Origin of the sequence: Scleromatobacter humisilvae (assembly GCF_023231945.1) — a bacterium.
Lineage (GTDB): Bacteria > Pseudomonadota > Gammaproteobacteria > Burkholderiales > Burkholderiaceae_C > Scleromatobacter > Scleromatobacter humisilvae.
In genome coordinates this window covers 339753-364727 of sequence record NZ_JAJLJH010000001.1, presented here as the reverse complement: position 1 = coordinate 364727, position 24975 = coordinate 339753, and the positions used below count along the sequence as shown (strand labels likewise).

Annotated in this window: 23 protein-coding genes; 15 read left to right on the top strand and 8 right to left on the bottom strand. The window is 70.6% G+C overall.

All coding sequences use genetic code 11. The annotated features are described in order from the left end of the window. Nucleotides 1-2: 2 nt before the first annotated feature. A complete protein-coding gene (locus tag LPC04_RS01700; RefSeq protein WP_275680449.1) occupies nt 3-1235 on the bottom strand; it encodes a 3-methyl-2-oxobutanoate dehydrogenase (2-methylpropanoyl-transferring) subunit alpha in 1233 nt (410 codons plus the stop codon). A 217-nt stretch (nt 1236-1452) separates the two neighbouring features. Further along, nucleotides 1453-2232, bottom strand: a complete 780-nt coding sequence (locus LPC04_RS01695; RefSeq protein WP_275680448.1) for a DUF1223 domain-containing protein — start codon at nt 2230-2232, stop codon at nt 1453-1455. Between the two features lie 265 nt (nt 2233-2497). Between LPC04_RS01695 and LPC04_RS01690 the strand changes: the two genes are divergently transcribed. Continuing rightward, nucleotides 2498-2821 (top strand): RcnB family protein, encoded by a 324-nt coding sequence (locus LPC04_RS01690; protein ID WP_275680447.1) that lies wholly within the window; start codon nt 2498-2500, stop codon nt 2819-2821. A gap of 34 nt (nt 2822-2855) precedes the next feature. Here LPC04_RS01690 and LPC04_RS01685 read toward each other — a convergent pair whose 3' ends face one another. The 5 genes from LPC04_RS01685 to LPC04_RS01665 all read right to left on the bottom strand — a co-directional run bounded on the left by LPC04_RS01685 (nt 2856) and on the right by LPC04_RS01665 (nt 11194). Continuing rightward, a complete protein-coding gene (locus tag LPC04_RS01685; protein WP_275680446.1) occupies nt 2856-4877 on the bottom strand; it encodes an alpha/beta hydrolase family protein in 2022 nt (673 codons plus the stop codon). Nucleotides 4878-4999: 122 nt separating this feature from the next. Beyond that, nucleotides 5000-6769, bottom strand: coding sequence for a single-stranded-DNA-specific exonuclease RecJ (recJ, locus tag LPC04_RS01680; protein WP_275680445.1), 1770 nt, complete (start codon nt 6767-6769; stop codon nt 5000-5002). Next, nucleotides 6766-7713, bottom strand: coding sequence for a hypothetical protein (locus LPC04_RS01675; protein ID WP_275680444.1), 948 nt, complete (start codon nt 7711-7713; stop codon nt 6766-6768). Before LPC04_RS01675 ends, recJ begins: the two co-directional genes overlap by 4 nt. 43 nt (nt 7714-7756) lie before the next feature. Next, the gene (locus LPC04_RS01670) at nt 7757-10090 is read right to left on the bottom strand and encodes a YCF48-related protein (protein WP_275680443.1); all 2334 of its coding nucleotides are present in this window, start codon (nt 10088-10090) and stop codon (nt 7757-7759) included. Between the two features lie 171 nt (nt 10091-10261). Then, nucleotides 10262-11194, bottom strand: a complete 933-nt coding sequence (locus tag LPC04_RS01665) for a sensor domain-containing diguanylate cyclase (protein ID WP_275680442.1) — start codon at nt 11192-11194, stop codon at nt 10262-10264. Between the two features lie 164 nt (nt 11195-11358). On the opposite strand from LPC04_RS01665, the gene LPC04_RS01660 reads away from it, so the two are divergent. The 7 genes from LPC04_RS01660 to LPC04_RS01630 all read left to right on the top strand — a co-directional run bounded on the left by LPC04_RS01660 (nt 11359) and on the right by LPC04_RS01630 (nt 17778). After that, on the top strand, nt 11359-12615 hold the full coding sequence (locus LPC04_RS01660; RefSeq protein WP_275680441.1) for a lipoprotein-releasing ABC transporter permease subunit: 1257 nt from the start codon (nt 11359-11361) through the stop codon (nt 12613-12615). Further along, complete coding sequence (lolD, locus tag LPC04_RS01655; RefSeq protein ID WP_275680440.1) at nt 12608-13306, top strand: lipoprotein-releasing ABC transporter ATP-binding protein LolD; 699 nt, start codon at nt 12608-12610, stop codon at nt 13304-13306. The genes LPC04_RS01660 and lolD overlap by 8 nt, the downstream gene beginning before the upstream one ends. A gap of 18 nt (nt 13307-13324) precedes the next feature. Then, nucleotides 13325-14176, top strand: coding sequence for a TatD family hydrolase (locus LPC04_RS01650; RefSeq protein WP_275680439.1), 852 nt, complete (start codon nt 13325-13327; stop codon nt 14174-14176). A gap of 119 nt (nt 14177-14295) precedes the next feature. Beyond that, nucleotides 14296-14718: a GNAT family N-acetyltransferase gene (locus tag LPC04_RS01645; protein WP_275680438.1), complete on the top strand. Its 423-nt coding sequence runs from the start codon at nt 14296-14298 to the stop codon at nt 14716-14718. Nucleotides 14719-14752: 34 nt separating this feature from the next. After that, the gene (locus LPC04_RS01640; protein WP_275680437.1) at nt 14753-15457 is read left to right on the top strand and encodes a hypothetical protein; all 705 of its coding nucleotides are present in this window, start codon (nt 14753-14755) and stop codon (nt 15455-15457) included. Between the two features lie 182 nt (nt 15458-15639). Beyond that, nucleotides 15640-16068, top strand: coding sequence for a hypothetical protein (locus tag LPC04_RS01635; RefSeq protein WP_275680436.1), 429 nt, complete (start codon nt 15640-15642; stop codon nt 16066-16068). A 447-nt stretch (nt 16069-16515) separates the two neighbouring features. Further along, complete coding sequence (locus LPC04_RS01630) at nt 16516-17778, top strand: HD-GYP domain-containing protein (protein WP_275680435.1); 1263 nt, start codon at nt 16516-16518, stop codon at nt 17776-17778. Nucleotides 17779-17837: 59 nt separating this feature from the next. On the opposite strand, the gene LPC04_RS01625 is transcribed toward LPC04_RS01630, so the two are convergent. After that, nucleotides 17838-18440 (bottom strand): DVUA0089 family protein, encoded by a 603-nt coding sequence (locus LPC04_RS01625; protein WP_275680434.1) that lies wholly within the window; start codon nt 18438-18440, stop codon nt 17838-17840. A 295-nt stretch (nt 18441-18735) separates the two neighbouring features. Here LPC04_RS01625 and LPC04_RS01620 point away from each other — a divergent pair, with 295 nt between their 5' ends. The 7 genes from LPC04_RS01620 to LPC04_RS01590 all read left to right on the top strand — a co-directional run bounded on the left by LPC04_RS01620 (nt 18736) and on the right by LPC04_RS01590 (nt 24975). Continuing rightward, nucleotides 18736-19902: a CE1 family esterase gene (locus LPC04_RS01620; protein WP_275680433.1), complete on the top strand. Its 1167-nt coding sequence runs from the start codon at nt 18736-18738 to the stop codon at nt 19900-19902. An 86-nt stretch (nt 19903-19988) separates the two neighbouring features. Continuing rightward, nucleotides 19989-20297, top strand: a complete 309-nt coding sequence (locus LPC04_RS01615; protein ID WP_275680432.1) for a hypothetical protein — start codon at nt 19989-19991, stop codon at nt 20295-20297. An 82-nt stretch (nt 20298-20379) separates the two neighbouring features. After that, entirely contained in the window at nt 20380-20685 is a 306-nt protein-coding gene (locus tag LPC04_RS01610; protein ID WP_275680431.1) for a hypothetical protein, read from the top strand. 23 nt (nt 20686-20708) lie between these two features. Beyond that, on the top strand, nt 20709-21197 hold the full coding sequence (locus LPC04_RS01605) for a DNA-deoxyinosine glycosylase (RefSeq protein WP_275680430.1): 489 nt from the start codon (nt 20709-20711) through the stop codon (nt 21195-21197). A gap of 235 nt (nt 21198-21432) precedes the next feature. After that, nucleotides 21433-22152 (top strand): spermine/spermidine synthase domain-containing protein, encoded by a 720-nt coding sequence (locus LPC04_RS01600; RefSeq protein WP_338055423.1) that lies wholly within the window; start codon nt 21433-21435, stop codon nt 22150-22152. Between the two features lie 8 nt (nt 22153-22160). Next, the gene (locus tag LPC04_RS01595) at nt 22161-23999 is read left to right on the top strand and encodes a GspE/PulE family protein (protein WP_275680428.1); all 1839 of its coding nucleotides are present in this window, start codon (nt 22161-22163) and stop codon (nt 23997-23999) included. Between the two features lie 22 nt (nt 24000-24021). After that, nucleotides 24022-24975: a DMT family transporter gene (locus tag LPC04_RS01590; RefSeq protein ID WP_275680427.1), complete on the top strand. Its 954-nt coding sequence runs from the start codon at nt 24022-24024 to the stop codon at nt 24973-24975.

Here is a 24975-nt window from a genome sequence, read left to right as displayed (position 1 = left end):
GATCAGACTCCCAGCTCCTGGCGTTGACGGCGCAGGTGCTCCGGCATTTCCTTGTAGACGTCCTCGAACATCGACGCGGCGCTCGGGATGCGGCCGTCGTTGAGCGTGCCGTAGGACTCGGCTTCCTTCTGCGCGGCGGCCACTTCGGCCTCCAGCGCCTTCTGGGTCTCCTCGTGCTCGGCGTCGGACCAGCAGCCGCGCCTGATCATGTGCGCCTTCAGGCGCGCGATCGGGTCGCCCAGCGGGAAGCGCTGTGCGTCGTCGGCGGGGCGGTACTTGCTCGGGTCGTCGGACGTCGAGTGCGGGCCGGCGCGGTACGTGACCCACTCGACCAGCGTCGGGCCGAGGTTGCGGCGCGCGCGTTCGGCGGCCCATTGCGAGGCCGCGTAGACCGCGAGGAAGTCGTTGCCATCCACGCGCAGCGACGCGATGCCCGAGCCCACGCCGCGCGCGGCGAAGGTCGTGTGCTCGCCGCCGGCGATCGCCTGGAACGTCGAGATCGCCCACTGGTTGTTGACGACGTTGAGGATCACCGGCGCGTTGTAGACGTGCGCGAAGGTCAGGGCGGTGTTGAAGTCGGACTCGGCGGTGGCGCCGTCGCCGATCCACGCCGACGCGATCTTGGTGTCGCCCTTGATGGCCGACGCCATCGCCCAGCCCACGGCCTGGATGTATTGCGTGGCGAGGTTGCCGGAGATCGAGAAGAAGCCCTTGGCCTTGACCGAGTACATCACCGGCAGCTGGCGGCCCTTGAGCGGGTCGCGCTCGTTGGACAGCAGCTGGCAGATCATGTCGACCAGCGGGTAGTCGCGCACGAGCAGCAGGCTTTGCTGGCGGTAGGTGGGGAAGCACATGTCGCCATCGATCAGCGCGAGGCCGTGCGCGGTGCCGATGGCCTCCTCGCCGAGCGACTGCATGTAGAACGACATCTTCTTCTGGCGCTGGCCGATGAGCATGCGCGAGTCGAAGACGCGCGTCTTCATCATCGTGGTCATGCCCTTGCGGAGCAGCTCGTCGCTGACCTCCGGGGCCCAGGGACCGACCGCGTTGCCGTCGGCGTCGAGGACGCGGATCAGCGAGAACGCCAGGTCGCTGGTGGACCTCGGGTCGGTGTCGACCGGCGGGCGGCGGACCTCGCCGGCGGGCGAGACGTGGAGGTACGAGAAGTCGGTCGCGCAGCCCGGGCGCCCCGTGGGCTCCGGGACGTGCAGACTCAAGGGGTCGTGCTGGGTCATCGGCAAAGCTCCGCGCCCGCGGTGGCGAGCGGAAAGATAGCTGCGAAACGGCCGGTCGCGCGGTGGGTGTGCCGCGGCCGGCCGGAACATGGCGCGCACGGCGGGGTCACCGCAGCGCGTCGCATCCGACAGCGTAACGTATTTCGCCCGGAATCCGATTCGGCAAACCGTCGATTCTCCGACCGATCGGTCGGGTTTTACGAGGTTTTGGCCGATGTCAGCGAGCGCACGCCAGCGTCACGGCCTGCAGCGGCTTGCCGTAGGGGCCGTCGGTGGCCACGGCGACCCAGTGCCGGGTCGCGCCGGGCTCGGGCGTCGAGGCGGACGCGAAGCGCAGCGTGGCCGGGCGGCCGCCGGCCAGGTTCCACGGCAGCAGCTCGCGCACGACGCCGTCCTGGTGCAGCGTCTCGCCGCGGTTCTCGCCGGCGCCCACGTGGGTCTGCAGGCCGTCGTCGACCACGGCGACGTAGCCCGACAGCGCCGCCGGCGCGCCGGCGCCGGGCGTCACCGTCAGCGCGAGCCCGCTGCCGTCGCGCGCCAGCGCCAGCCCGATCGCGGCCGGCGTCCTGCGCTGCAGCACGGCCGGGGGAAGCGAACTCCAGTTGGGCGCGTCGCGGCTGTCGAGAATGACCTGCGGCGTGTACGCGAAGCGCGCGCCGCTGGTGTGCTGCGTCGCGTTCTGCCGCTGCGTGAACTGCGGCTGCGCGAAGCGATCCTTCCAGCCGAGGCTGTCCCAGTAGTCGACGTGGAAGGCGAGGGCGACGACGTCGTCGCGGCCCTTCAGCGAGCTCAGCCAGCGGTCGGCCGGCGGGCACGAGTTGCAGCCCTCGGACGTGTAGAGCTCGATGACCGCCGGCACCGTCGCGCCCGACTGCGCCGAGCAGCTGGACGCCGCCGAGGCGCCGGTCGGCGCCGCGAGTGCGAGCGTCGCGGAGACGGCCAAGCCGAGCAACGCGAGCACGCGGCGCAGCGGGGAGGAAGTGGTGGGATGGCGCATGGCGGGTCGGACGAGCGTGGGCGTCCGTGCGGTGGAGGATAGCGGTTCGTCGCTTGACGCAGGCGATTCCTTACGCCGTCCGCAGCGACAGGGGATGCCGCCGTCGATTGTGTCGGCATCGATGCATCGTCAAGTCCGGCAAAGAAGCCACGCGCCGACAGGGTGTCCGTCGCCCGGCCTACCGGCGATGCGTCGAGCCGCCTACGCCCGCGTCGACGGGATGGCCCAAGAATGTCTTCACTCCATCCCTCACCAAGGAACTCTCATGATCACCCTCAAGACCCTGGCGGGCGCTCTCCTGATCGCGGCCGTCGCCGCTCCGGCCATCTCGATGGCACAGGAAGAGAAGCACGACGACCGTCGCACCGAGCAACGTCATGACGAGCGCGGTGCCGGCCCCGACCACAGCTGGCACAAGGGCGACCGCGTTCCCGCCGAGTACCGCGACAAGCGCTACGAAGTGAGCGACTGGAAGTCCCACAACCTGCGCCAGCCGCCGGCGGGCTACCACTGGGTCAACGTCAACGGCGACTACGTGCTGGCCGCGGTCGCGACCGGCGTGATCGCGGACCTGCTGCTGAACAACTGACGCTCGCGTCCCGGCGCCGCGCGCGCCTCCTGCCTCACTGCGGGGCGGAGGCCGGCGGCGTCGCCGTCTGCGCCACCGGCGGCGGGAAGGGCGGCTCGCCCTTGCCGATCGTGCGCGCGAGCAGCGCGAAGACGGCGTCGTAGTAGACGACCCTGTTGGCGGCCAGGCGCACGCCGTGGCCCTCGTCGGAGAACTCGATCCACTGCACGTCCTTGTGCAGGTCCTGCATGGCGTCGAGCATGCGCCTGCCGTGCGAGATCGGCACGCGCTGGTCCAGCTTGCCGTAGACCAGCAGCAGCGGCGCCTTGATGCGGTCGGCGTGCTTGACCGGCGAGACGGCCTCCATCTCGGCCGCCATCTTCGATGAATCGCCCAGCTGGTGTCGCACGATCTCGCGCACGATGGCGTTGCGGCTCATGTCCGAGCGGTCGCCCAGGATGCGGGCCAGGTCGGACGGCCCGGCCACGCTGACGCCGCACTTGTAGAGATCCGGCGTCTTCGCGAGTCCCCACAGCGCGGCATAGCCGCCGTAGCTCGCGCCCACGATGCAGATGCGCTGCGGGTCGGCGATCTTCTGGGCGATCAGCCAGTGCACGCCCGCGGTGATGTCGTCCTGCATCGCCAGGCCCCACTGGCCGTAGCCGGATTCCTCGAAGTGCCTGCCGAATCCCGTCGAGCCGCGGAACTGCGGCTGGAAGACCGCGTAGCCGTGGGCCGCGAAGATCTGCACCTCGGGGTCGAAGCCCCAGTAGTCGCGCGCCTGAGGCCCGCCGTGGATCAGCACGATCAGCGGCGCGGGGCCGGCGGGCTTGCCGGGCAGCGTGAGGTAGGCCGGCACGGAGGTGCCGTCGAACGACGGGTAGCGCAGCGCCTGCATGGGCTGCATGCGGGCCGGGTCGATGGACGGCTCGCGCGTCGCGACCAGCGACATCTTCATCGTCGTGGCGTCGAGCGCGAACCAGCGGCCCGGATCGACGTCCGAATACGAGAAGACGAGCTGGTGGTTGCGGCTGCCGCCCTGCAGCACGTTGACGTTGTCGGGCAGGCTGGCGTCCAGCGCGGCCTGGATCTTCGCGTAGTGCGCGTCGAACCAGTAGGTGTGGCGCTTGAGGCCGTCGGTCACGGCGCTCTGCAGCTCCGTGGCCTCGGGATTGTCGAAGCGCAGCGACACGATGTCCTCGCTCTCGTGTCCGGCCAGCAGCTCGCCGAAGGTGTGGCCCGGGACGTCGTAGTCCCAGATCGCGAGGCGGTCGCCGCCGTTGCGGGCCTGCACGACGAGGCGGTTCGGGCGGTCGGGCACGAACACCGGACGGAAGGTCTCGGCCAGCACCGAGCGCTCGTCCACCTTCTGCCACCTGGCCTTCGCGTCGATGCGGTACCAGGTCGTCACGGTGGAGGTGTCGGACCAGAACGCGGTATCGATCGTGCGCGCGGCGCGGATCTGGCCGGTGGCGTCGGTGGCCCAGTCCATCAGGTTGTCCGGCAGGTCGAGGTCGTAGGAGACGTTCTCGTTGGTGCGCACGTTGAGGGCCGCCAACCGGTGGCCCCGGGCCTCGCGCACGACGAGGTGCCAGTCCGTCGGCTTGCCGGGCGCGTCGCGCAGCGGGTGCAGGTAGCCCTGCATCAGGTCGGTGCCGGGCTTGCCGTCGATGCCGAAGATCGCCGCGTCGGGCACGGTGAAGTTGACCGCGATCTGCTGGTTGTTGAGCCAGCGCACGGCGCGCGGGTCGCGCACGTAGGGCTGGTAGCCCGTCACCTTCCAGACGCGCGGCTGCACGATCGCACGCGCCTCGGCGGTCTCGGTGTCGATCATGATCACCGCCGAATTGGAGCCCAGCGGATTGATCGCGACGCCGGCCGCGTGCTTGCCGTCGGGCGACAGCGCCATCTGCGTGAAGGTGGGCGGCTTCAGGAACGGCTCGAGCAGGGGGTCGCTGACCGTCAGCTTCTGGGCGTGCAGTTCGCGTGCGCGGCCATCGGCGCCTTCGGACGCGTTGGCGGATGCGGCCGCGGCGCCGAGCGCGAGCAGGGCGACGCTTCGCAGGATCGTCGACATCCGATCTTCCTCCCGGTGCGCGAGCACCCTTGGTTGCCGGCCTCGCGGTGCCGCCTGGCGTCATGCGCCGGCGTGTCGATCCAGGGGCCGCGGGCGATTCTGCCTCACCGCCCGAGGCGCCTTCAGTCAGCGGCCTCCACCACCATCTGCAGCCGCTGCTGCCCCTGGAACTCGTCGATGCTCAATCGATAGGCCAGCCGCACGCGCTCGGGCACCGGCTCGCTGTGGCCGAACCAGATCGCGTCGCGCAGCTGGCCGCCGTGGCGCACGCGCAGCTTCAGGTGCTTCTCGCCGACCAGGCGCTGCTGCACCACGTCGACCTCGTCGCAGAACGTCGGCGCCTCGAAGCCCTGGCCCCACACCTGGGCGTCGAGCGCGGCGACGGTGGCGGTGTTGAACCATTCGAGCGCGAGCGGGCCGTCTGTTGCGAGCACGCGCGACAGCGCGGCCGGGGTCAGCCACTCCTGCGCGACGGCCGTGAAGGCCTTGTCGAAGGTCTCGAAGTCCTCGCGCGCGATCGTGCAGCCCGCGGCCATCGAGTGGCCGCCGAACTTGCGCAGCACGCCGGGATGGCGCTTGGTGACGAGGTCCAGCGCGTCGCGCAGGTGGAAGCCGGCGATCGAGCGGCCCGAGCCCTTGAGGGTGCCGTCGGCGCCGACCGCGAACACGAAGGTCGGCCGATGCAGGCGATCCTTCATGCGGCCGGCGACGATGCCGACCACGCCTTCGTGGAAGCCCTCGTGGAACAGCGCCAGCGCCGCGGGCGGCGCGCCGCTGGGCATGATCTGCTCCATCAGCACCTCGGCCTGTTCGCGCATGCCGGCCTCGACGTCGCGCCGCTCGCGGTTGATGCGATCGAGTTCGGCCGCGAGTTCGGCGGCGCGCGTCGGGTCGTCGGTGAGCAGGCATTCGATGCCCAGCGTCATGTCGGCGAGCCGGCCCGCGGCGTTCAGGCGCGGCCCGAGCGCGAAGCCGAAGTCGAACGCGCTCGCGCGCTCGTGCTTGCGCGCGGCCACGTGGAACAGCGCCGCGATGCCCGGCTGCATGCGGCCGGCGCGGATGCGCTTCAAGCCCTGCGCGACGAGCCGGCGGTTGTTCGGATCGAGCCTGACGACGTCGGCCACCGTGCCCAGCGCGACGAGGTCGAGCAGCGCGTCGAGCCGCGGCTGCGACGCGGCATCGAAGCGGCCGCGCGCGCGCAGCTCCGCGCGCGTGGCGAGCAGCGTGTAGAACATGACGCCGACGCCCGCGAGCGCCTTGCTCTCGAACGTGCAGTCCGGCTGGTTCGGGTTGACGATGACGTTGGCATCAGGGAGCACGACCTGGCCGTCGACGAGCGCCGGCAGGTGGTGGTCGGTGACGAGGACGTCGATCCCGCGCGAACGGGCGTGCGCGACGCCCGCGAGGCTCGCGATGCCGTTGTCCACCGTCACCAGCAGGTCGGGCCGGGGCACGCGCGACGCATCGAACGGGCGCGTGTCGTCGGGGCCGTCGTCGCCGCAGGCGAGGTCGACGATGGTGGGCGTCAGGCCGTAGCCGTGCAGTTGCCGATCGGGCACGACGTACGACAGCCGCGCGCTGTTGGCGCCCAGCATCTGCAGGCCGCGCAGCGCGACGGCGCAGGCGGTGGCGCCGTCGCAGTCGTAGTCGGCGACGACGACGATGCGCTTGTTGCCCGCGATCGCGTCGGCCAGCAGGCGCGCGGCCTCGGCGCTGCCGCGCAGCGTGGACGGCGGCAGCAGCTGCGCCATCGCGTCGTCGAGCTCGGCGGCGCTGCGCACGCCGCGCGCGGCGAACAGGCGCGCGAGCAGGGGATGCACGCCTGCCTGCTCAAGCGCGAAGGCGGTGCGCGGCGGCACTTCCCGCGTGTGGATGCGCGGCGAGCTGCTCACAGCGCCTCCAGCACGGCGTGCATCGAAGGGCCGCGCGCGCCCAGCAGATTCTTCCACCACGAGCGCTGCGCCGGCTGCCACGTGCGCGCGAGTCGCTCGCCGCACAGCGACAGGCGTGCGTCGCCGGAGGCGTCGACCAGCGCGCGCAGCGGCCCGGCGTCGAGCGCATGCCAGGCCTCGGCCCAGGCGCTCCAGTCGTCGCCCAGCAACGGCGCGCGCAGGCGGTCGTCGACGACGACGTCGGCGGGCAGCGTCTTGTCGGACGGCTGTGTCGGGCCGGTGCCGGCGAGCCAGAACGAGTTGACGCTCATCGCGCCGCGCGCCTCGCGCTCGTCGTTGAGCGGATGCACGTACAGCAGCATCTGCACCTCGCTCTGCAGGCGACGCACCAGCATCACGCCGGGATGGTCGTTGAGCCAGAGATCGACGTTGCGGCCGATCACGCGGTCGATGGACGCCGTGGGCAGCTCGGCCAGCGACGGGTGGCTCACGTACCAGCGCGTGGGCGTGGCCCAGTGCCAGGTCCAGCCGAGGTCGGTGAACAGCGGGGCGAGCGTGTCGTGCAGCGTGCGCGCCTCGGGCTCGTCGAGTTCCAGCATTGCGGGGTCGACGAGGTTGACCTGGTCGTGGCCGACGTGCCAGTGCGCCGGCGTGAGCACGCCCCAGCCGCTGCCCGGCTCGGGCGCGAAGCCGTCGCGGCGCGCGGCCTCGGCGGCGAACGGCAGCAGCCCGTCGCGCACCGGCCAGCCGCGCAGGCGCGCGAGCAGGCGCTCGTGCGGCAGCGACAGCGCGTATTCGTCGGCATCCGGCAGATCCGTCGTGCTCGCGTCCTCGACGGGCGCCCAGCGCCCGAGCAGGCGCTCGAGGTTGGGCAGGCTCAGCGTGCCGAGGGCCTGCACGGCGGCATCGGACAGCGCCGATGCGTAGGGGATCACGAGATGCATCAGGCGATTATCCCGTGCCGGGCCCGCGAGCCGCCCGCCGGCGTCAGTTCCCCGCCGTCGCCGTCGCCAGGATCTGGCCGTCGCGCGTGATGATCCAGGCCGTCTGTGCGTCGGCCGCGACGACGGCCTCCAGCACGAGGTCGGAGCCGACCGGCTGCGCCGTCCAGCTGTCGCCGCCGTCGATGGTGCGCAGGACGCTGCCCGTGTTGGTGACGAGCCAGCCGTGCATGGCGTCCGCGAACGTCATGCTGCTGACGTAGGTGCTGTAGACCGATGGGCCCGCGGACTGCCACGTGCGGCCGCCATCCTTGCTGCGTTCGATGACGGAGCCCGATACGGACCACACCGTCTGGCCGCTGGCGTGCACGAGCGTCCCCAGGTAGGTGTTGGGCACGGTGACGGCCTGCCACGTGGCGCCGCCGTCCTGCGTCGTCGCCGCGCCGCTGTAGTTCGAGGCGGCGACACCGGTGAGCGGCCCCGTCATCACGGCGCTGCTCACGATGAGGTTGTTGGGCATCGTGGCCTGCGTCCAGGTCGCGCCGCCGTTGGCCGTGCAGAAAAGCACGCCCGAGTTCCAGGCCCACCCGTGCGTGGCGTCGCCCCAGCTCATGCCTTGCAGGTTGGCCATGGCGGAGCCCGTCAGCGGAGTCGACCAGGTCGCGCCGCCGTCAGTGGAATGAGCGAGCTTGCCGCCGAGCACCAGCCAGCCCTCGGTCGCGGACGTGAAGTGGAGCGCAGTGGGCGTATTGGTCGTCGAGGGATAGTCGAGGCGCGTCCAGGTGCGGCCGCCGTCGGCCGTCGACAGCAGCGCGCCGTTGGACGTCAGGAACTTGCCGTGATGGATGTCGCTGAATTCGCCCGCCGCGTACTGCGCGCCGACATCGCGGCTGTCCGGGCCGAGCACCTCGCGAAACGTCTGGCCGCCGTCGCTGGTGACGTAGAAGCGCTTGCTGGCGGCGACGACGAAATTGCTCGCGTCGGTGTATTGGGTGATGGCGAGGCTGGTCGATTGACCGCTCTGGCTGACGGCGTCCTCGGCATGCACGACCACGTCCTTCCAGTTCCGGCCGCGATCCGTGCTGATGGCCAGGTGGTTGGACACCGCCTGCCACAGCACGCCGTTTCCGACGAGTCCGGTGGCCCGGTAGCCGCCATAGGCCTGCATCAGTGAGTTGGAGGAGGTGAGGGCCGTCCAGTTCTGGCCGCCGTCCGTCGTGGTGTAGGCGATGAGATCGGACGGGTTGTACAGCACGCCGGTCTGTGCATCCGTCATGCGCAGCGTCAGGCTGTAGTACACGTAGGAGGGCAGGCCGTTGGGCGTGAACTGCGTCCACGTCGTGCCGCCGTCGGACGTCGCCCAGGCCCAGGAACCCAGGATGCCAGTGCCGTACGAGTAGCCCGAGCCGACGACGAGCGCCTGGCTGTCCGACGCGAACGACCCTGCCGTGAAGTAGCTGTAGCCGTTCCCCATGAACGACGGCGACGACGGCTGCATGGTGGGGCCGCATCCCGCGCCACGTTCGGCCAGGTTCCCGCCGAAGCTCCAGCAGTCCGTCGAGGTCGTCTGGATCGGGCCGTAGGCGGCGACGCTGCTCCAGCTGTTGCCGCCGTCGACGCTCATGGCGCCGTTGCCGCCGTAGCTTGCCTGCACGACGATGCGCCTGGCGCTGTAATCGACGAGGTTGGCTCCGCCGCTGTAGATCAGTCCGCCGAAGTTGGTGGCCGTCCAGGTGCCGCCGCCGTCTGCAGTGAGGAGCGCGCCGCCCTGGTTGTCGAGGGCGATGCCGTGCGCGGCGTCGTAGAAACGCACCGTCTGCAGCGACTCCGCCGGCAGCGTGGCATCCAGCGCGACCGTCGACCAGGTGTTGCCGCCGTCGCTGGACTTGAGGATCGACGGGCCGTTGCCGACCGCCCAGGCATGGGTGCCGTCCACGAAGAAGAGGTCGTTGATCTCATGGCCCGTGACGATCGCGTGCTGCCAGCACCAGCCCGCGGAATCCGCCTGCGAGCAGGCGAGGCCGCTCACGTTGGCATAGGCGCCGACCTCGATGGTGGAGGTCGCCGTGCGAAGGTCCTCGGCGTCGTTGGCCACGGCCAGCGTCACCTGGTACGTGCCGGGCCTGGCGTAGGCGTGGCTCGCGGTGGCGCCGGTGCCCGTGCTGCCGTCGCCGAAGTCCCAGCGGAAGGTCAGGCCGGTCGTCGTGGCGAGGTCCGTCCTGAACGTGGCGGTGGTGCCGGCCTCGGCGCGGGCGTCGTTGGCGATCGCCACGCTGGCCGGCAGCACGGTGGGCGCGGGCGGGCTGTCGCTGCCGCCGCAAGCGGCGAGAAGCGCGCACAGCGCTGCTGCGGCAATGCTGCCGCGAAGAGTCGTCGTCATGGGGTTCCTCCCGTTGATGGCTCCGCTGCAGGCGGAATCTCTTGCTGTCGGGTGGGATTGTGCCAACAACTTGGAGGAGTTCAGCGAGCCGACAGTTGGTGGATACACCCGAATCGGGCGTTCAGTCAGGCGCGCGGGCGATGCAGGCGTGCTTGTCGGGCGGGCTCGCGCTCAGTCGCGCGCCCGCGCGTCCCGATGCTCCACCATCGCATCGATCGCGCGTTCGTAGGTGTCGAACAGCCCGCTGGTGCGGTTGCGCATGGCCATGCCGAGGGCGGCCGACAGCTCGGCGCCCTGCACGCCGAGCTCGAGGCGGCGCAGCAGCGCCATCGCCTCGGCGGTGGTGCACTCGACGCCCAGCACGACGAAGCGGTCGTCATCGAGACGGGCCAGGGTGTCGGGCTTGCGCACCGTCTGGCGCAGCGCCTGCGCGGCGCGCACGAGGACGGCGTCGCAGGCTTCGCGCTGGGCCTGGCTCGTGCACGGGGACTTCAGGCCGTCGAGCTCGACGGCGACCACGCAGGCGGTGGCGCCGTACCGGCGGCAGCGCTCTTCCTCGGCGGCCAGCGCGGTTTCCCAGCCGCGGCGGTTGGCCAGGCCGGTCAGGGGGTCGGTCAGCGCCTCGGAGCGCGCGGCCTCGGCCTCGCGCGTGAGCGCCGTCGTGTTGAGCTCGGCGGTCAGCAGGCCGCTGAGCATGTCGGCGAGCACTTCCACCATCGGTTGCTCGTCCATGATGCCGGCGGGCATCGGCCGCGGGTTCAGGCCGCACAGCGTGCCGAACAACTGGCCTTCGCCGTCGACCAGCGGCACGCCCACGTAGGCGCCGATGGGCAGTTGGCGCGTGAACGGCAGGTCGGCGTAGGCCGGCACGTCGATGGCGCACGGCGCGATGCGCGGGCCATCGCCGCGCACCATGCGCGAGCAGAAGGTGTCGGCCCAGCGGAACACGTCGCCCTGCTTGACGCCGTAGCCGTGATCCTCGGCCGTGAGCACGACCCAGTCCTCGTTGTCGGCGCGGCTGACCATCCACAGCTCCATGCCGATGCGCTGGTGCAGGAACGAGAGCACCTCCCTGGAGGCGCCTGCGAAATCCGGTGCTTTCATTTTTTCATTCTCTCAGGCGCTCAATCTGCGCCACGTGACAATTTGCCATCTTAGGGGCTCATTTCCACGGCTGTACAGCCGCGCAGCCACCCTTACTGGTGAGTTGCCGGCCCCGCCTAGAATGCCCCGATGCCCGCGTGCCTCCACGCGGTCGAGGAAACCTGGTGCCTTTTGAGTGGTCCATTGGCTGGCGCTACACCCGCGCTGGCCGCGCCGGGCGGCGCAACACGTTCATTTCCTTCATCTCGCTGGTGTCGATGCTGGGCATCGCGCTGGGCGTGGCGGCGCTCATCATCGTGCTGTCCGTGATGAACGGCTTCCAGAATGAAGTCAGCGATCGCATGCTGAAGGCGATCCCGCACATCCAGCTGATGAACGACAACGGCGACGCGATCGCCGACTGGCAGGCGCTCGCGACGAAGGCCAGGCAGATCGAGCCGGGCATCCGCGCCGCCGCTCCGTACACCGAGACGCAGTCGCTGCTGGCCCACGGCGACGGCGTGCGCGGCGCCGTCGTGCGCGGCGTCGATCCGGCCGAGGAAGGCGGCATCACCGACCTGGCCGCCGAGCTGCAGCACGAGGGCGTCCTGCAGAAGCTTCAGCCTGGCAGCTGGAACATCGTGCTGGGCGCCGAGCTCGCGCGCACGCTGGACGTCACCGTCGGCGACCAGGTGACCGTCATCGCCCCCGGCGCGCAGGTGACGCCCGCGGGCGCGCTGCCGCGGCTGAAGTCGTTCAACGTCGTCGGCGTGTTCTCGGTGGGCCACTACGAGTACGACAGCGCCCTGGCGCTGGCCGCGCTCGACGACACCGCCAAGCTCTATCGCACCGGCGGCGCGACCGGCGTGCAGCTGAAGCTCGCCGACGTGCACGACGCGCGCGCCGCCGCCAACCGCCTGGCCGTCGGCCTCGGCAACGGGCTGCGCGTGCAGGACTGGACGCGCACCAACGCCGCCTGGTACGACGCGGTGCAGATCGAGAAGACGATGATGGCCATCATCCTCACGCTGATCGTGGCCGTCGCCGCGTTCAACCTGGTGTCGACGCTGGTGATGACCGTCACCGACAAGCAGGCCGACATCGCGATCCTGCGCACGCTGGGCGCGAGCCCGCGCTCCATCATGCTGATCTTCATGGTGCAGGGGGCGTCCTCGGGCATCGCCGGCACCGTCGGGGGCGTCGTGTTCGGCCTGCTCGTGGCCTACAACATCCCGTCGATCGTGCCGTTCATCGAGCACCTGCTGCACACCACGTTCCTGCCAGCCCAGGTCTACCTCATCGACCACATGCCCAGCGATCCGCAACTGTCGGACCTGGTGCCGATCTGCCTCTGGGCGTTGTTCTTCGCCTTCATCGCCACCCTCTACCCGAGCTGGAGCGCGAGTCGCGTCCGTCCCGCGGAGGCCCTGCGCTATGAGTGATGTCGTCCTCCAGGCCACCGGCCTCGGTCGCCGCTTCTCCGAAGGCGGCCTCGACGTGCAGGTGCTGCACGACGTCGACCTTCACGTGCACGCCGGCGAGACGCTGGCGGTGGTCGGCGCGTCGGGCTCCGGCAAGAGCACGCTGCTGCACCTGCTGGGCGGCCTCGACGCGCCCACGCAGGGCCGCGTCACGCTGATGGGGCAGGACCTCAACGCGATGGGCCTCGCGCAGCAGGGCCTGTTCCGCAACGAGCACCTCGGCTTCGTCTACCAGTTCCACCACCTGCTGCCCGAGTTCTCGGCGCTGGACAACGTGGCGATGCCGCTGCTGATCCGGCGCGTCAAGGCGCCCGAGGCGCACAAGCAGGCGCTGGCGATGCTCGCGTCCGTCGGGCTCGGCCAGCGCGCGCAGCACCGGCCGGGCGAGCTGTCCGGCGGCGAGCGCCAGCGCGTGGCCATCGCGCGCGCGCTCGTCACGCGCCCCGCGTGCGTGCTCGCGGACGAGCCCACCGGCAACCTCGACCGCGACACCGCCAACGGCGTCTTCGAACTGATGCTGCAGCTGGCGCGCGAGCGCGGCACTGCGTTCGTGCTGGTGACGCACGACGGCCGCATCGCGGCGCGTTGCCAGCGCCAGCTGCGGCTCGAACGCGGCGTGCTCGTCCCGCCGATCGCCGCCGAGGCCTACTGAGATTTGCCGGCGGACGCCATGCCCGACGAGTCCGCCCCGCCGCAGTGGATCGACACCCACTGCCACCTCGACGCCCGCGAGTTCGACGCCGACCGCGCCGCGGTCGTCGCGCGCGCCGATGCAGCGGGCGTCACGATGCAGGTCATCCCGGCGGTCGGCGTCTTCAACTTCGACACCGTGCGCAATCTGGCGCACGAGCACCGGCTGGCCTACGCGCTGGGCATCCATCCACTGTGCGTGGGCGATGCGCCCGACGAGGATCTCGACCGCCTCGAGCAGGCGCTGCAGGCGCACAAGGACGACCCGCGCCTGGTGGCCATCGGCGAGATCGGCGTCGACCTGTTCGTGCCGGGGCTGATCGCCATCCGCCCGCGCCAGGAGCACTTCTATCGCGAGCAGCTGAAGCTCGCCCGCCGCTTCGGCCTGCCGGTGCTGACGCACGTGCGGCGCTCGGCCGACGCCGTGCTCGCCGGCCTGCGCCGCATCGAGGTGCCCGGCGGCATCGCGCACGCGTTCAACGGCAGCGACCAGCAGGCCGGCCACTTCGTCGACCGCGGCTTCCGCCTGGGCTTCGGCGGCTCGGTGACGTTCGAGACGGCGCAGCAGATCCGGCGCATCGCGGCGTCGGTGCCGGCGTCGGCGCTGGTGCTCGAGACCGACTCGCCCGACATCCCGCCGCACTGGCTCTATCGGACGGCGGCCGAACGGGAGTCCCGGTCGCCCGCGTTGCCGCAGGCGCGCAACGAGCCGGCGGAGGTGGCGCGGATCGCGGAGTCGCTGGCGGCGTTGCGAGGCATGTCGCTGACGGAGCTGTCCGCGCTGACGCGGGCGAACGCGCTGGCCGTGATGCCTCGACTAGCCACGCTGTGACCGGGCGACGCGGTCGTCGATCGGACGGGCGTTCGCCGTCGATTCGTCGACCCGCGCTCGCGCCCCGCCGCATGCGGCATCATGCTGGCCACTTCGCAACTCCCGTTTCGATGATCCGCATGACTGCCAACCTCCGCATCGCCATCGAGCCTCCCAACAACGCCGACGTGGGCGTCGTCATGCAGCAGCTGACGGCCTACAACGCTTCCAAGGCCGGCGGCGAGACGCCCGACTACCTGTTCATCGCGGCGCGCGACGAGGACGGCACCGTGCGCGGCGGTCTGGTCGGCGCCACGTACCTGGGCTGGCTGAGCGTCACGATGGTCTCGATGGACGAGTCGCTGCGCAGCCAGGGCCACGGCGCCGCGTTGATGAAGCTGGCCGAGGACGAGGCCGTGCGCCGCGGCTGTCCGCGCGTGTTCCTCGAGACCTTGAGCTTCCAGGCGTTGCCGTTCTACGAGAAGCTGGGGTACGAGGTGCACAGCAAGCTCGAGGGGTTCCCGCCGGGTGGGGCACGATACGCTCTCACCAAGATGCTCTAGTCGCGCACCCGATCGCGGGGTCCGGCTGTCGGCCATGAGCGGCCGAATCCGGGCGTCTGGCTTTGGGCTGGACCGGCATACTCTGACCGAACGCGAAGATGCAAAGGCGGACGTCGATCCTGCCGTTGTCTGTAAGAAGCACAAGGTTGGCCTCGATATGACGAAGCGATCGAACTTCCTGCTCTGCTGCTTGGCCCTGCTGGCCGTCACTTCAGGGTGTGCGGTTCAGCACCCCTGGACCAGCGGCGAACTGTCTGAGCCGCCACCGGTTGCCCAGTACCGTATCGCCTTCGACGCCACCATGCCTACCGAGGTCTATATGGAAAAGATGGGCAGCGAATTGCAGCCTCCGAAATTTTCGGATGCGGACCGCAATGCGGCCTTGGCTGGATCGAAGGCGTTGTACAGCGAATTCCTGGCTCGATTCTCGCCCCGATTCAAAGAGCAGTCCCGGAAGTACGGCATGGTCGTAGTCGACGCACCCGGCCCTGGCGTGGGGCGAATCCTGCTGCATGTGAACATGATGGGGACGAGCCGCACTCCCACGCGGGACGGACCAGAGTTGGGCCTGCAGACGAAGCTGCAGGATGACAAGGGGCACACCTTCTGGACTTATGAGTCCTTGGTAGGCTCATCCTCGCTGACGGCCAGGATCGACGATTCGCTCGTGGATGCGTACGTCGATTCCCTATTGAGCTCGATGCGCAAGGATCGAGTGATCGGCTCGACGCACAATTGAATCTCTGTCCGCGCAAGCGAGCAGGGTGATCTCCTCGGCTCGCAACTTGGCCGACGGCACTGGGGTCGCAGGCCGGCCATGAGCGGTCTTCGACGAGCGACAGGTTTAGGGTAGGCTACGGCCACCTCGCAAGACTCCATCCACGTGGCCTTTGCCGCTGACGCAGACTTTCGATTGCCGACATGTCACTGGAACTCGTCGTTGTCTTTGCGCTAGCCATGCCGCCTTCGGCCGAAAGTCTGCAATCCGCCCTGGATCGCAAAGGCGTGCCCATTCGCCTGTCTCAGTCCGGCGATCTGCAAAAGCGCGCGGGGTTCTTGCCGCTCATGTACGAGATGAAGCCGACCGGCTTCTTCGTTGCTCAGCTCACCTACAAAGAGCTGACCACGGACTATCCACAAGCCAGGGTTCCAAGTGGCGCTGCCAAGTCGGTGATTTCGCTGGGATTCGGCGGGCATTTTTTGGAGTGCGCCTCCGTGTTTCGAGTTGCGTCGGTACTGGTGTCCGAGTTTGGTGCCCGAGCGTTCGGTACCGAGTCTGGCAACTACATTTCCCTTGAAGACATCGACAACACCGCCGCCGCCTGCGACGCAGAGTCGAAAAAGGAGTAGCCGGCTCATTTGTGGGCGGGTCGACTGACCGGTTCCGGGCGGCCTGATCACAAACTGGGAAGTCCGCAACGGGTCGACACCCGCCTATCCGCCAAACCGTCGTTTCGCACTCCGCTGCTCGCCTTGACGGCGCTCCGCGCCCGTCCTCGCTCGCCGAAATGCCCGCGTGACCTGGCAACGCCGAGCGTGAGCCGCGGCGTCGCGACGCTGCGGGCGTGGCCGCCGGGTCTCCGGATCGCAGCGTCCGGCCGGGACGAAGCCTCTTCGGTGGGCCGCCCCGGATCCCGCGATCGCCAAGCCGGCCGGCGGCGCGCCGGCGGGGGCCGTGCCAGGGCGCGGAGGCTCGCCAATTGGCAGCCGAACCCGCGGGTATTCACTCAATCGCGCCCCTTGATCGCCCGCGCCGCGTGCCGATGAAGATGGCACGAAACTCCCGAAACCGCCGCCATGTCGACCCTGACCCAGACCGAATCGTCCTTCGGGCGTGCCAATCCGCACGCGCTGGCCGCCATCCTCGAGGCCAGCGAGACCAAGCGGATCATCGCGGCAACCGACATCTTCGACATCTCCGGCATCAAGCTGTGGGCCAGCAACCAGCCGGTGTCGGCCGCGTTGCAGCGCAAGCTGCTCGATCGCCAGCTGCGCCAGCCGCTGGAGAGCTGCCTGATCGCGCAGGACGGCGTCACCTCGATCACATTGCTGGAGTCGCTCAACGAGCTGCTGCAGAGCGACACGCCGCTGGCGCCGGTGCTGCGCGCGCACGGCGCGCGTCTCGCGCGCGAGGCGGCCTACCTGCCGCTGCATCCGGTGGTGCAGCTGCTGCTGACCGCGGTCGAGACCTCGCGCCCGCAGGCCTACGACCACGCCGTCGCGGCGATGGCGCTCAACGGCGCGCTGATGGCGGCCAGCGGCGCCGACGTCGCCTCGATCCGGCTCGCGATGCTGTGCGGGCTGACGCACGACCTCGGCGAGATGTACATCGCCTCGGCGCACGGCGAGGCCGATGCCGACCGCGCACTCGACTTCGTCAGCTACCAGCAGCTGGTCGTGCATCCGCACGTCGGCTCGCTGCTGATCTCGCAGCTGACCAACTATCCCGCGTCGATGGCGCGCGCCGTCGCCGAGCACCACGAACGCATGGACGGCTCGGGCTATCCGCACGCGATCGAGTCCGACCGCTTCTCGCCGCTGGGCCGGCTGCTGGCCGTGACCGAGGCCACGCTGAGCGCGGTGCGCAGCCCCTACGACACGCTGCAGCGCGCGAGCGTCGCGCTGCGCGCCGTGCCGGGCGAGTTCGACCTGCACTGGATGGGCCGCGTGACGCAGGCCGCCAGCGCGCTGGCGCCGCAGAAGTCGGTGATGGAGCCGGCCGACGTGCGCGCGCGTCTCGAGGCGCTGGACGGCGTGCTGACCGCCGCCGAGGCCAACATCGCGGCCGTCGCCGGCCGCTCGAAGCTGCTGGCGATGAAGAAGGCGATGGAGCTCGCGCAGTTCCTCATCTCGCGCCTGCGCGCCGGCTGGAACGAGAGCGGCCTGTGGAGCGTCGACGCCATCTCGGCCACCGATGCCGCCGAGGTCGAGGCGCTCGAGGACGAGCTGTACTTCCGCCTGCGCGGCGTGCAGCGCGCGACGCTGCTGGCCGCCGGCAGGCTGCCGCCGGAAGAGGCGGCGGTGCTCGACGAGATCTGCAACTCGCTGGCGATGGGCTGAGCCCCGCGCCACGAGAAGCGGCCCGCGCTCGCGGGCCGTTTTTCATTGCGGGCGCGGGATCAGGCGCCGCGACGGGCGCGCCAGGCACGGCTGCCCCCGGCCACCAGGCCCAGCGCCAGCAGCCAGCTTGTCGCGGGCTCGGGCACCGGCGTGGTCAGCGTCAGCACATAGCTGCCGTCGCCCAGCGAATCGATGTTGGGGATGGCGATGAAGCCCTCGCCGAGCGTGCCCGGGGTCACGTCCTGCTCGGCGAACGACATGTTGCCGAACACGCCCAGCGCGATCTCGTAGGTGCCGGCCGAGAGCGTGCCGTTCCAGTCGAAATCGCCGCCGCCGCCGAAGTAGGCCTGCGTGTAGTTGGAGTCGAGGAAGGTCGCGCCGTCCCCGCTGCCGGCGAACAGCGTGAAGTACGGATCGACGCCGCTGCCGCCGGCGAAGCCGCTGCTGGCGATGTCGACCGCGCCGCCCCGCGTGATCGAGAACGTGTAGAGCGCGACGTTGTACGCCGGATTGCCGAAGTCGGGCGCGCCGAGGTCGCTGCCGACGAGGTGGGTGTTGCCGCTGTCGGTCAGGTTGCCGGCCAGCGTCGTGGCCGCGCCGGACGCGCCGGCGAGGCTCGCCAGCGCGAGGCCGGCCAGGGTCGTGACGAGAAGACTCTTCATTTTCATGTCCTCCAGGTTCGCGCATGTTGACGTGCGGGCGGGCTGAAGCCAAGCCGAACCGAGCCAGTCTCCGGGGCGGCCCGGGGCGGGTCAACGCGGGTGGCAGGTCGAACTAGGGAGGCGATCGCCGTCCTCGCGCCGGTTCTGTGAGCCAACGCAAAGTTCGGTCGGGACGGAACTGTCGCTGTCGAGTTCGGTCAACTCGAGGCGCCGCGCACGACGGCGAGCGGGCAGGGCACGGTCAACGGCCGAGCAAGGCCCCGCGTTTGACAAGCTCACCCGAGAACAAGAAGACATGACCGAACATCCCGCCCGTCCGCTGCCCGCAGGTCGATCGCGCTGCTCAGGCCTCGCGGCGCTGGCGTGCGCGCTGGCCGGCGCGCTGGCGCTGGCGATGGATCCGGCGCGCGCGATCGTCGACGCCGGCGCGGTGAGGCTGCTGGCCCCCGACGGCCTGCCGGCGGCCGCATCGACGCCCTTGCGCGCGGCGACGCCCGAGGCGATGGCCGGCGCGGCGTCCGATGCGTTGCTGGCGTCGTCGGTCCTGCGCGCGCGCACGTCCGAGGGCGCGATGCCCGAGCGCGGCAAGGTCGCGAACGCGCGGCGACGCCACATGACGGTGGCAGGCCTCGATCGCAGCTACCTCGTGCAGCCCGTGCCCGGCGCGCGCGGCGCGGGGCGGCTGCCGGTGGTCGTGCTGCTGCATGGCGGCACGCAGTCGGCCGAGGACATCTGGCGCGAGACCAGCCTGCCCACGCTGGGCGCGCGCGAGGGCTTCCTGGTCGTGGCGCCCGAGGCGCTCGATCGCCACTGGAACGATGCGCGCGGCGTCACCGGCGCGTCGGCGGTCGACGACGTGCGCTTCCTCAAGGCCGTGATCGCGGAAGTGATCGCGCAGGATCACGGCGACCCGTCGGCCGTCTTCATGGTGGGCTCGTCGCACGGCGGCTTCATGACGATGCGCTTCGCCTGCGACGCCGGCGAGGGCCTGCGCGCCGCGGCCAGCCTGCTCTCGACGATGCCCGACGCGCTCGCGCGCGACTGCAAGTCGCCGCGGCCGCTGCCATGGCTGGCCGTCAACGGCACCGACGATCCCGCGGTGCCCTTCGGCGGCCAGGTCGACGGCACCGTGCGGCGCGGCGAGACGCAGGCCGCGCTGCGTTCGGCCGACGCCACCTTCCGCTTCTGGGCCGACCGCGCCGGCTGCGCCGCGCCCACCGCGCGCGAGGCGATCACCGACCAGGCCGCCGACGAGCGCCATCGCTGGGCCGAGCGCATCGTGCGCTCGCATTGCGTCGGCGGGCAACTGTCGCAACAGGTCGTGCTGCATGGCAGCGGCCACGTGCTGCCCGGCCTCGCGACCGACAATCGGCTCGCCGAGCGCGCGCTGGGGCCGGCGGCGCCGGAGATCGACGGCGGCACGCTGGTCTGGATGCATTTCAAGGCCACGCTGCTGAAGTGAGGCCGGGCGGGCTCGCCAATTGCCGAGCTTGGGGCAGCTGCTGTCGCGCTGCGCGCAGCCGGCCCATTCCACATCGAGGAAGTTCCATGACCAAGCTCCACGCCGTTCTCGCCGTCTCCCTGTTCGCACTGTCCGCTGGCGCGTTCGCGCAGGAATCCGATGCCGCACGCCAGGAGCGCATGGACGCGGCCTACGCCGACTCCCACCGCACCGCGGGCGAGGCCGCGCGCGACGACACGCATCGCGTCGGCCACGACATCCACAATGGCGTGCGCGACACCGGCCACGCGATCCACAACGGCGTGCGCGCGACCGGCCACGCGATCCACCGCGGCGTGCGCGCCACGGGGCACGCGATCCATCACGGCGTGGACAAGGCGACCGGCAAGGAGTGACGCCGGCCCGCGAGCTTGTTGTTACCAGCCGACCGCCCGTCCCGACGATAATCCGGCCGTCGTTGCCGCAGGTTCGCGCTCCATGAACAACAAGCTTTCCACTGCACTCGCCATCGTCCTCGTCGCGCTGTCCGCCGGCGCGTCCGCACAGGATGCGCGCGCCGAGGATCGCACGCGCCATGATGGCAGCACCGGGAGCGGCCGCGCCAGCAGCGGCAGCGTGCGCCAGGATGCGCGCGAGGCCGGCCACTCGTTCCACCAGGGCCTGCGCAAGACCGGCCATGCGATCCACGAGGGCGTCAAGGCCACGGGTCACGCCATCCATCAAGGCGTGAGGGCCACGGGCCATGCGATCCACGAGGGCGTCGACAAGGTGACCGGCAAGTAGGCCGCATCGCGTTCGATCGGCCGATGCTCGAAGGCCTCGCCCCCGTCGTCTCCGCCGACACCCGCCTGGTCATCCTCGGCAGCTTCCCCGGCGCCGCGTCGCTGGCGGTGCAGCAGTATTACGGCCACCCGCGCAACGGCTTCTGGGAGCTGGTCGGCGCGGTCCTCGGTGTCGACCTGCGCGGCCTGCCGTACGCCACTCGCCTCGACACGCTGCGCGCGCATGGCGTCGGCGTGTGGGATGTGATCGCGAAGGCCGAGCGCCAGGGCAGCCTGGATTCGGCGATCCGCAACGAGACGCGCAACCCGCTCGCCGACTTCGTCGCCACGCTGCCGCAACTGCGGGCGATCGGCTTCAACGGCGGCACCGCGGCGCGGCTCGGGCGGCTGCAGCTGGCCGGCGTCGACCACGGTCTCGCGCTGATCGACCTGCCGTCGTCCAGCCCCGCGCACACGATCGCGCTGGACGACAAGCGCCGCGCCTGGCTGCGCCTGAGCATCGCGCTGCGCTAGGCGTGCAGCGCCGGCAGGCAGTCGGCGTCGGTCCTGCGCAGGCGTCGCGCACCGGGCGCTGCAGGCCAGCCAAGGTTCGTCTGGCGATCGCGGGCATCGTCCCGCTGCAGGCGTCGTGTCGGTGACGCGCATTCTGTATCGGGACGAGAAACGTTCTCGCGCTACGATCCGAGACCGCCATCGTCCCTCGCCTGCGTTCATGAGTCCCTCGCGCCAGACCCTCGAGCCCGCCACCATGTCCGAGCAGGACGGCGTGCGCTACCTCCACCTGGGCACGCCGTGGGTGCAGGGCGCGATGCGCGTGCGCAAGCCCCAGGCGATCGAGCTCGAGTACGTGCAGCGCATGATGGCCTGGATGCTGTGGCGGCCGCAGGACGAGGTCGACCAGGGCCACGCGGTCCAGCTGGGCCTTGGCGCCGCGTCCATCACGCGCTTCACGCACAAGGTGATGCGCATGCGCACGACGGCCGTCGAGCTCAACCCGACCGTCATCAGCGCCTGCCGGATGTGGTTCCAGCTGCCGGCCGACGACGCGCGGCTGGCGGTCGTCGAGGGCGATGCCGGGGCCTGGGTGTGCGACGCCGCGAACCTGCAAACCGCCGACGTGCTCAGCGTCGACCTCTACGACCACGACGCCGCCGCGCCCGTGCTCGACTCCGACGAGTTCTACGCGGCCTGCCGCGGCGCGCTGGTGCACGGCGGCCTGATGGCCGTCAACCTGTTCGGACGCGACGCCAGCTTCGCCGCCAGCGCGGCGCGCATCGCCTCGGCCTTCGGCGTCGACCAGGTCTGGAGCCTGCGGCCCACGCGCGAGGGCAACACCGTCGTCATCGCCGGCCGCGGGGTCGTCGTGCCCGACCGCGACACGCTGTCCGCCCGGGCAGATAACATCGAGTCGCGCTTCGGCCTGCCGGCGCGCAAGTGGCTGCGCATGGTGCGGCCGCTGTCCCTTTGAAAGCTTCCATGTCCGCCACGCCTCCCGTCAAGTCCGCGCCCTCGCACGCACCCGGCCGCCGCCACACGCCGCCGAAGGGGCGCCTCGACCTGCGCCAACTGCTCAAGTGGCTGCGCGACGACGGCGTGCTCGCGCCCGAGGAGGCCGACAAGCTCGTGCGCCGCTTCGGCAACAGCGCGTCCAACCTGCATCCGCTGCAACGCCTGGGCGGCGCCAGCCTGGTCGACGTGCGCGACGGCCGCGTGCTCGACACCGACGCCCTCGCGCGCTGGCTGGCGACGCGGTTCGACATCCCGTACACGCGCATCGACCCGTTGCGCACGGACGTCGGCCGCGTCACCGAGGTGATGTCGGTGGCCTACGCCGAGAGCAAGCGCGCGCTGCCGGTCACGGTCAACGCCAACGAGATCGTCGTGGCGACGTCGGAGCCGTTCGACGTGGCCTGGGTTCCCGAGATCGAGGCCGTCGTCAAGCGCCCGGTGCGGCTGCAACTGGCGCATCCCGAGGACATCACGCGCTTCACGCCGGAGTTCTACTCGCTCGCCGCGTCGGTGCGCTTCGCCAACAAGACCACGGGCGCCGCCGCGGCCAACAGCTTCGAGCAGCTGGTGGAGCTGGGCAAGACCAAGGGCCAGCTCGACGCCAACGACCAGGGCGTGGTGCAGGTCGTCGACTGGCTGTGGCAGTACGCGTTCGAGCAGCGCGCCAGCGACATCCACCTCGAGCCGCGGCGCGACATGGCCGCGATCCGCCTGCGCATCGACGGCGTGCTGCACACCGCGCACCAGGTACCGGCCGCGGTGATGAACGCGATGACCGCGCGCATCAAGCTGCTCGGTCGCATGGACGTCATCGAGCGCCGCCGCCCGCAGGACGGCCGCATCAAGACCAAGCGCCCCGACGGCGCCGGCGGGATGCCGGGCGCGGAGGTCGAGATGCGGCTGTCGACGCTGCCCACCGCGTTCGGCGAGAAGGTCGTCATGCGGATCTTCGACCCGGGCACCGTCGACAAGCCGTTCGACGCGCTGGGCTTCTCCGCGTCCGAGGCGGAGCGCTGGCAGACGCTGATGAGCCAGGCGCACGGCATCATCCTGGTCACCGGCCCGACCGGCTCGGGCAAGACGACGACGCTCTATTCGACGCTGAAGAAGCTGGCGACCGAGCAGGTCAACGTCTGCACGGTGGAAGACCCGATCGAGATGATCGAGCCGGCGTTCAACCAGACGCAGGTGCAGCAGTCCATCGACCTCGACTTCGCCACCGGCCTGCGCTCGCTGATGCGGCAGGATCCGGACATCATCATGGTCGGCGAGATCCGCGACCTCGAGACCGCCGAGATGGCGATCCAGGCCGCGCTGACCGGCCACCTGGTCTTCTCGACGCTGCACACCAACGACGCGCCCTCGGCCATCACGCGCCTGGTCGACCTCGGCGTGCCGCCGTACCTGATCTCGGCCACCGTCATCGGCGTGCTCGCGCAGCGCCTCGCGCGCACGCTGTGCGTGTCGTGCAAGGTGCCCGACGACTCCGCCGACCACGCCAGGATGCTCGAGGAACTCGCGCAGCCCTGGAAGCTGGGCGGCCGCCTGCGTCCGATGAAGCCGGTGGGCTGCCCGGCGTGCCGCAACACGGGCTATCGTGGCCGCGCCGCGCTCTACGAGCTGATGCCCATCACCGAGCCGCTGAAGGACGCGATGCATCCCACGCTGGACGTCGCCCGGCTGCAGCGCCAGGCGCTGCTCGAAGGCATGCGCCCGCTGCGCCTGGCCGGCCTGATGAAGGTGGCCGAGGGGCTCACGACGATGGACGAGGTGCTGCGCACGACGCCGCAGTGGCAGTCCAAGTAGCGCCCAGCCGCCCGACGGCCGCATGAGCTCCGACGCGCCCGCGCCGCCCACGCTCGCGACGCTGCGAACCACCGACGCGGTGCCGCGGCCGCAGCGGCTGTGGCCCGGCCTCGCGCTCGCCACCGCGGGCTCGATCGCCTTCTCCGGCAAGGCCATCATCGTCAAGCTCGCGTACCGGCATGGCGTCGACGCGGTGACGCTGATCATGTACCGCATGCTGTTCGCGCTGCCGTTGTTCCTCGGGCTCGCGTGGTGGGCCGGACGCGGCCGGCCGCGGCTCACGGCGCGCGACTGGCGCATCGTCGTCGGACTCGGCTTCTCGGGCTACTACCTCGCGAGCTTCCTCGACTTCGCGGGGCTGGCCTACGTCAGCGCGGCGTTCGAGCGCCTCGTGCTGTACCTCAATCCGACGCTGGTGCTGCTGATCGGCCGCGTGTGGTTCAAGCGAAGCGTGGCACCCGCGCAGCTGATCGCGCTGGCGGTGAGCTACGCGGGCGTGCTGCTCGTCTTCGGTCATGAGGTGCGCGTCGCCGGCACCCATGTCGCGCTCGGCGCGGCGCTGGTCTTCGGCAGCGCGGTGAGCTACGCGCTGTACCTCGTCTTCAGCGGCGAGGAGGTGCGCCGGCTCGGTTCGCTGCGCCTGACCGGGCTGGCCACCAGCGTCGCCTGCCTGTTCTGCCTCGCGCAGTTCGCGCTCGTGCGACCACTGTCCGCCGCGCAGGTCGCGCCGGAGGTGCTGTGGCTGTCCGTGCTCAACGCCACGTTGTGCACGTTCGCGCCCGTGCTGATGGTGATGATGGCCATCGAGCGCGTGGGCGCCACCGTCGCCGCGCAGACCGGCATGGTCGGCCCGGTCAGCACGATCCTGATGGGCATCCTGATCCTGGGCGAGCCGTTCACGGTGTGGATCGGCGTGGGCACCGTGTTCGTGCTGGCCGGCATCTGGATGCTGGCCAAGGCACATCCGAAAACGTGA

Excerpts from the sequence above, each read along its gene's own strand:
- LPC04_RS01700 (WP_275680449.1), bottom strand. The coding sequence starts at position 1,235 with ATGACCCAGCACGACCCCTTGAGTCTGCACGTCCCGGAGCCCACGGGG.
- LPC04_RS01695 (WP_275680448.1), bottom strand. The coding sequence starts at position 2,232 with ATGCGCCATCCCACCACTTCCTCCCCGCTGCGCCGCGTGCTCGCGTTG.
- LPC04_RS01690 (WP_275680447.1), top strand. The coding sequence starts at position 2,498 with ATGATCACCCTCAAGACCCTGGCGGGCGCTCTCCTGATCGCGGCCGTC.
- LPC04_RS01685 (WP_275680446.1), bottom strand. The coding sequence starts at position 4,877 with ATGTCGACGATCCTGCGAAGCGTCGCCCTGCTCGCGCTCGGCGCCGCG.
- LPC04_RS01675 (WP_275680444.1), bottom strand. The coding sequence starts at position 7,713 with ATGCATCTCGTGATCCCCTACGCATCGGCGCTGTCCGATGCCGCCGTG.
- LPC04_RS01670 (WP_275680443.1), bottom strand. The coding sequence starts at position 10,090 with ATGACGACGACTCTTCGCGGCAGCATTGCCGCAGCAGCGCTGTGCGCG.
- LPC04_RS01665 (WP_275680442.1), bottom strand. The coding sequence starts at position 11,194 with ATGAAAGCACCGGATTTCGCAGGCGCCTCCAGGGAGGTGCTCTCGTTC.
- lolD (WP_275680440.1), top strand. The coding sequence starts at position 12,608 with ATGAGTGATGTCGTCCTCCAGGCCACCGGCCTCGGTCGCCGCTTCTCC.
- LPC04_RS01650 (WP_275680439.1), top strand. The coding sequence starts at position 13,325 with ATGCCCGACGAGTCCGCCCCGCCGCAGTGGATCGACACCCACTGCCAC.
- LPC04_RS01645 (WP_275680438.1), top strand. The coding sequence starts at position 14,296 with ATGACTGCCAACCTCCGCATCGCCATCGAGCCTCCCAACAACGCCGAC.
- LPC04_RS01640 (WP_275680437.1), top strand. The coding sequence starts at position 14,753 with ATGAGCGGCCGAATCCGGGCGTCTGGCTTTGGGCTGGACCGGCATACT.
- LPC04_RS01635 (WP_275680436.1), top strand. The coding sequence starts at position 15,640 with ATGTCACTGGAACTCGTCGTTGTCTTTGCGCTAGCCATGCCGCCTTCG.
- LPC04_RS01630 (WP_275680435.1), top strand. The coding sequence starts at position 16,516 with ATGTCGACCCTGACCCAGACCGAATCGTCCTTCGGGCGTGCCAATCCG.
- LPC04_RS01625 (WP_275680434.1), bottom strand. The coding sequence starts at position 18,440 with ATGAAGAGTCTTCTCGTCACGACCCTGGCCGGCCTCGCGCTGGCGAGC.
- LPC04_RS01620 (WP_275680433.1), top strand. The coding sequence starts at position 18,736 with ATGACCGAACATCCCGCCCGTCCGCTGCCCGCAGGTCGATCGCGCTGC.
- LPC04_RS01615 (WP_275680432.1), top strand. The coding sequence starts at position 19,989 with ATGACCAAGCTCCACGCCGTTCTCGCCGTCTCCCTGTTCGCACTGTCC.
- LPC04_RS01610 (WP_275680431.1), top strand. The coding sequence starts at position 20,380 with ATGAACAACAAGCTTTCCACTGCACTCGCCATCGTCCTCGTCGCGCTG.
- LPC04_RS01605 (WP_275680430.1), top strand. The coding sequence starts at position 20,709 with ATGCTCGAAGGCCTCGCCCCCGTCGTCTCCGCCGACACCCGCCTGGTC.
- LPC04_RS01600 (WP_338055423.1), top strand. The coding sequence starts at position 21,433 with ATGTCCGAGCAGGACGGCGTGCGCTACCTCCACCTGGGCACGCCGTGG.
- LPC04_RS01595 (WP_275680428.1), top strand. The coding sequence starts at position 22,161 with ATGTCCGCCACGCCTCCCGTCAAGTCCGCGCCCTCGCACGCACCCGGC.
- LPC04_RS01590 (WP_275680427.1), top strand. The coding sequence starts at position 24,022 with ATGAGCTCCGACGCGCCCGCGCCGCCCACGCTCGCGACGCTGCGAACC.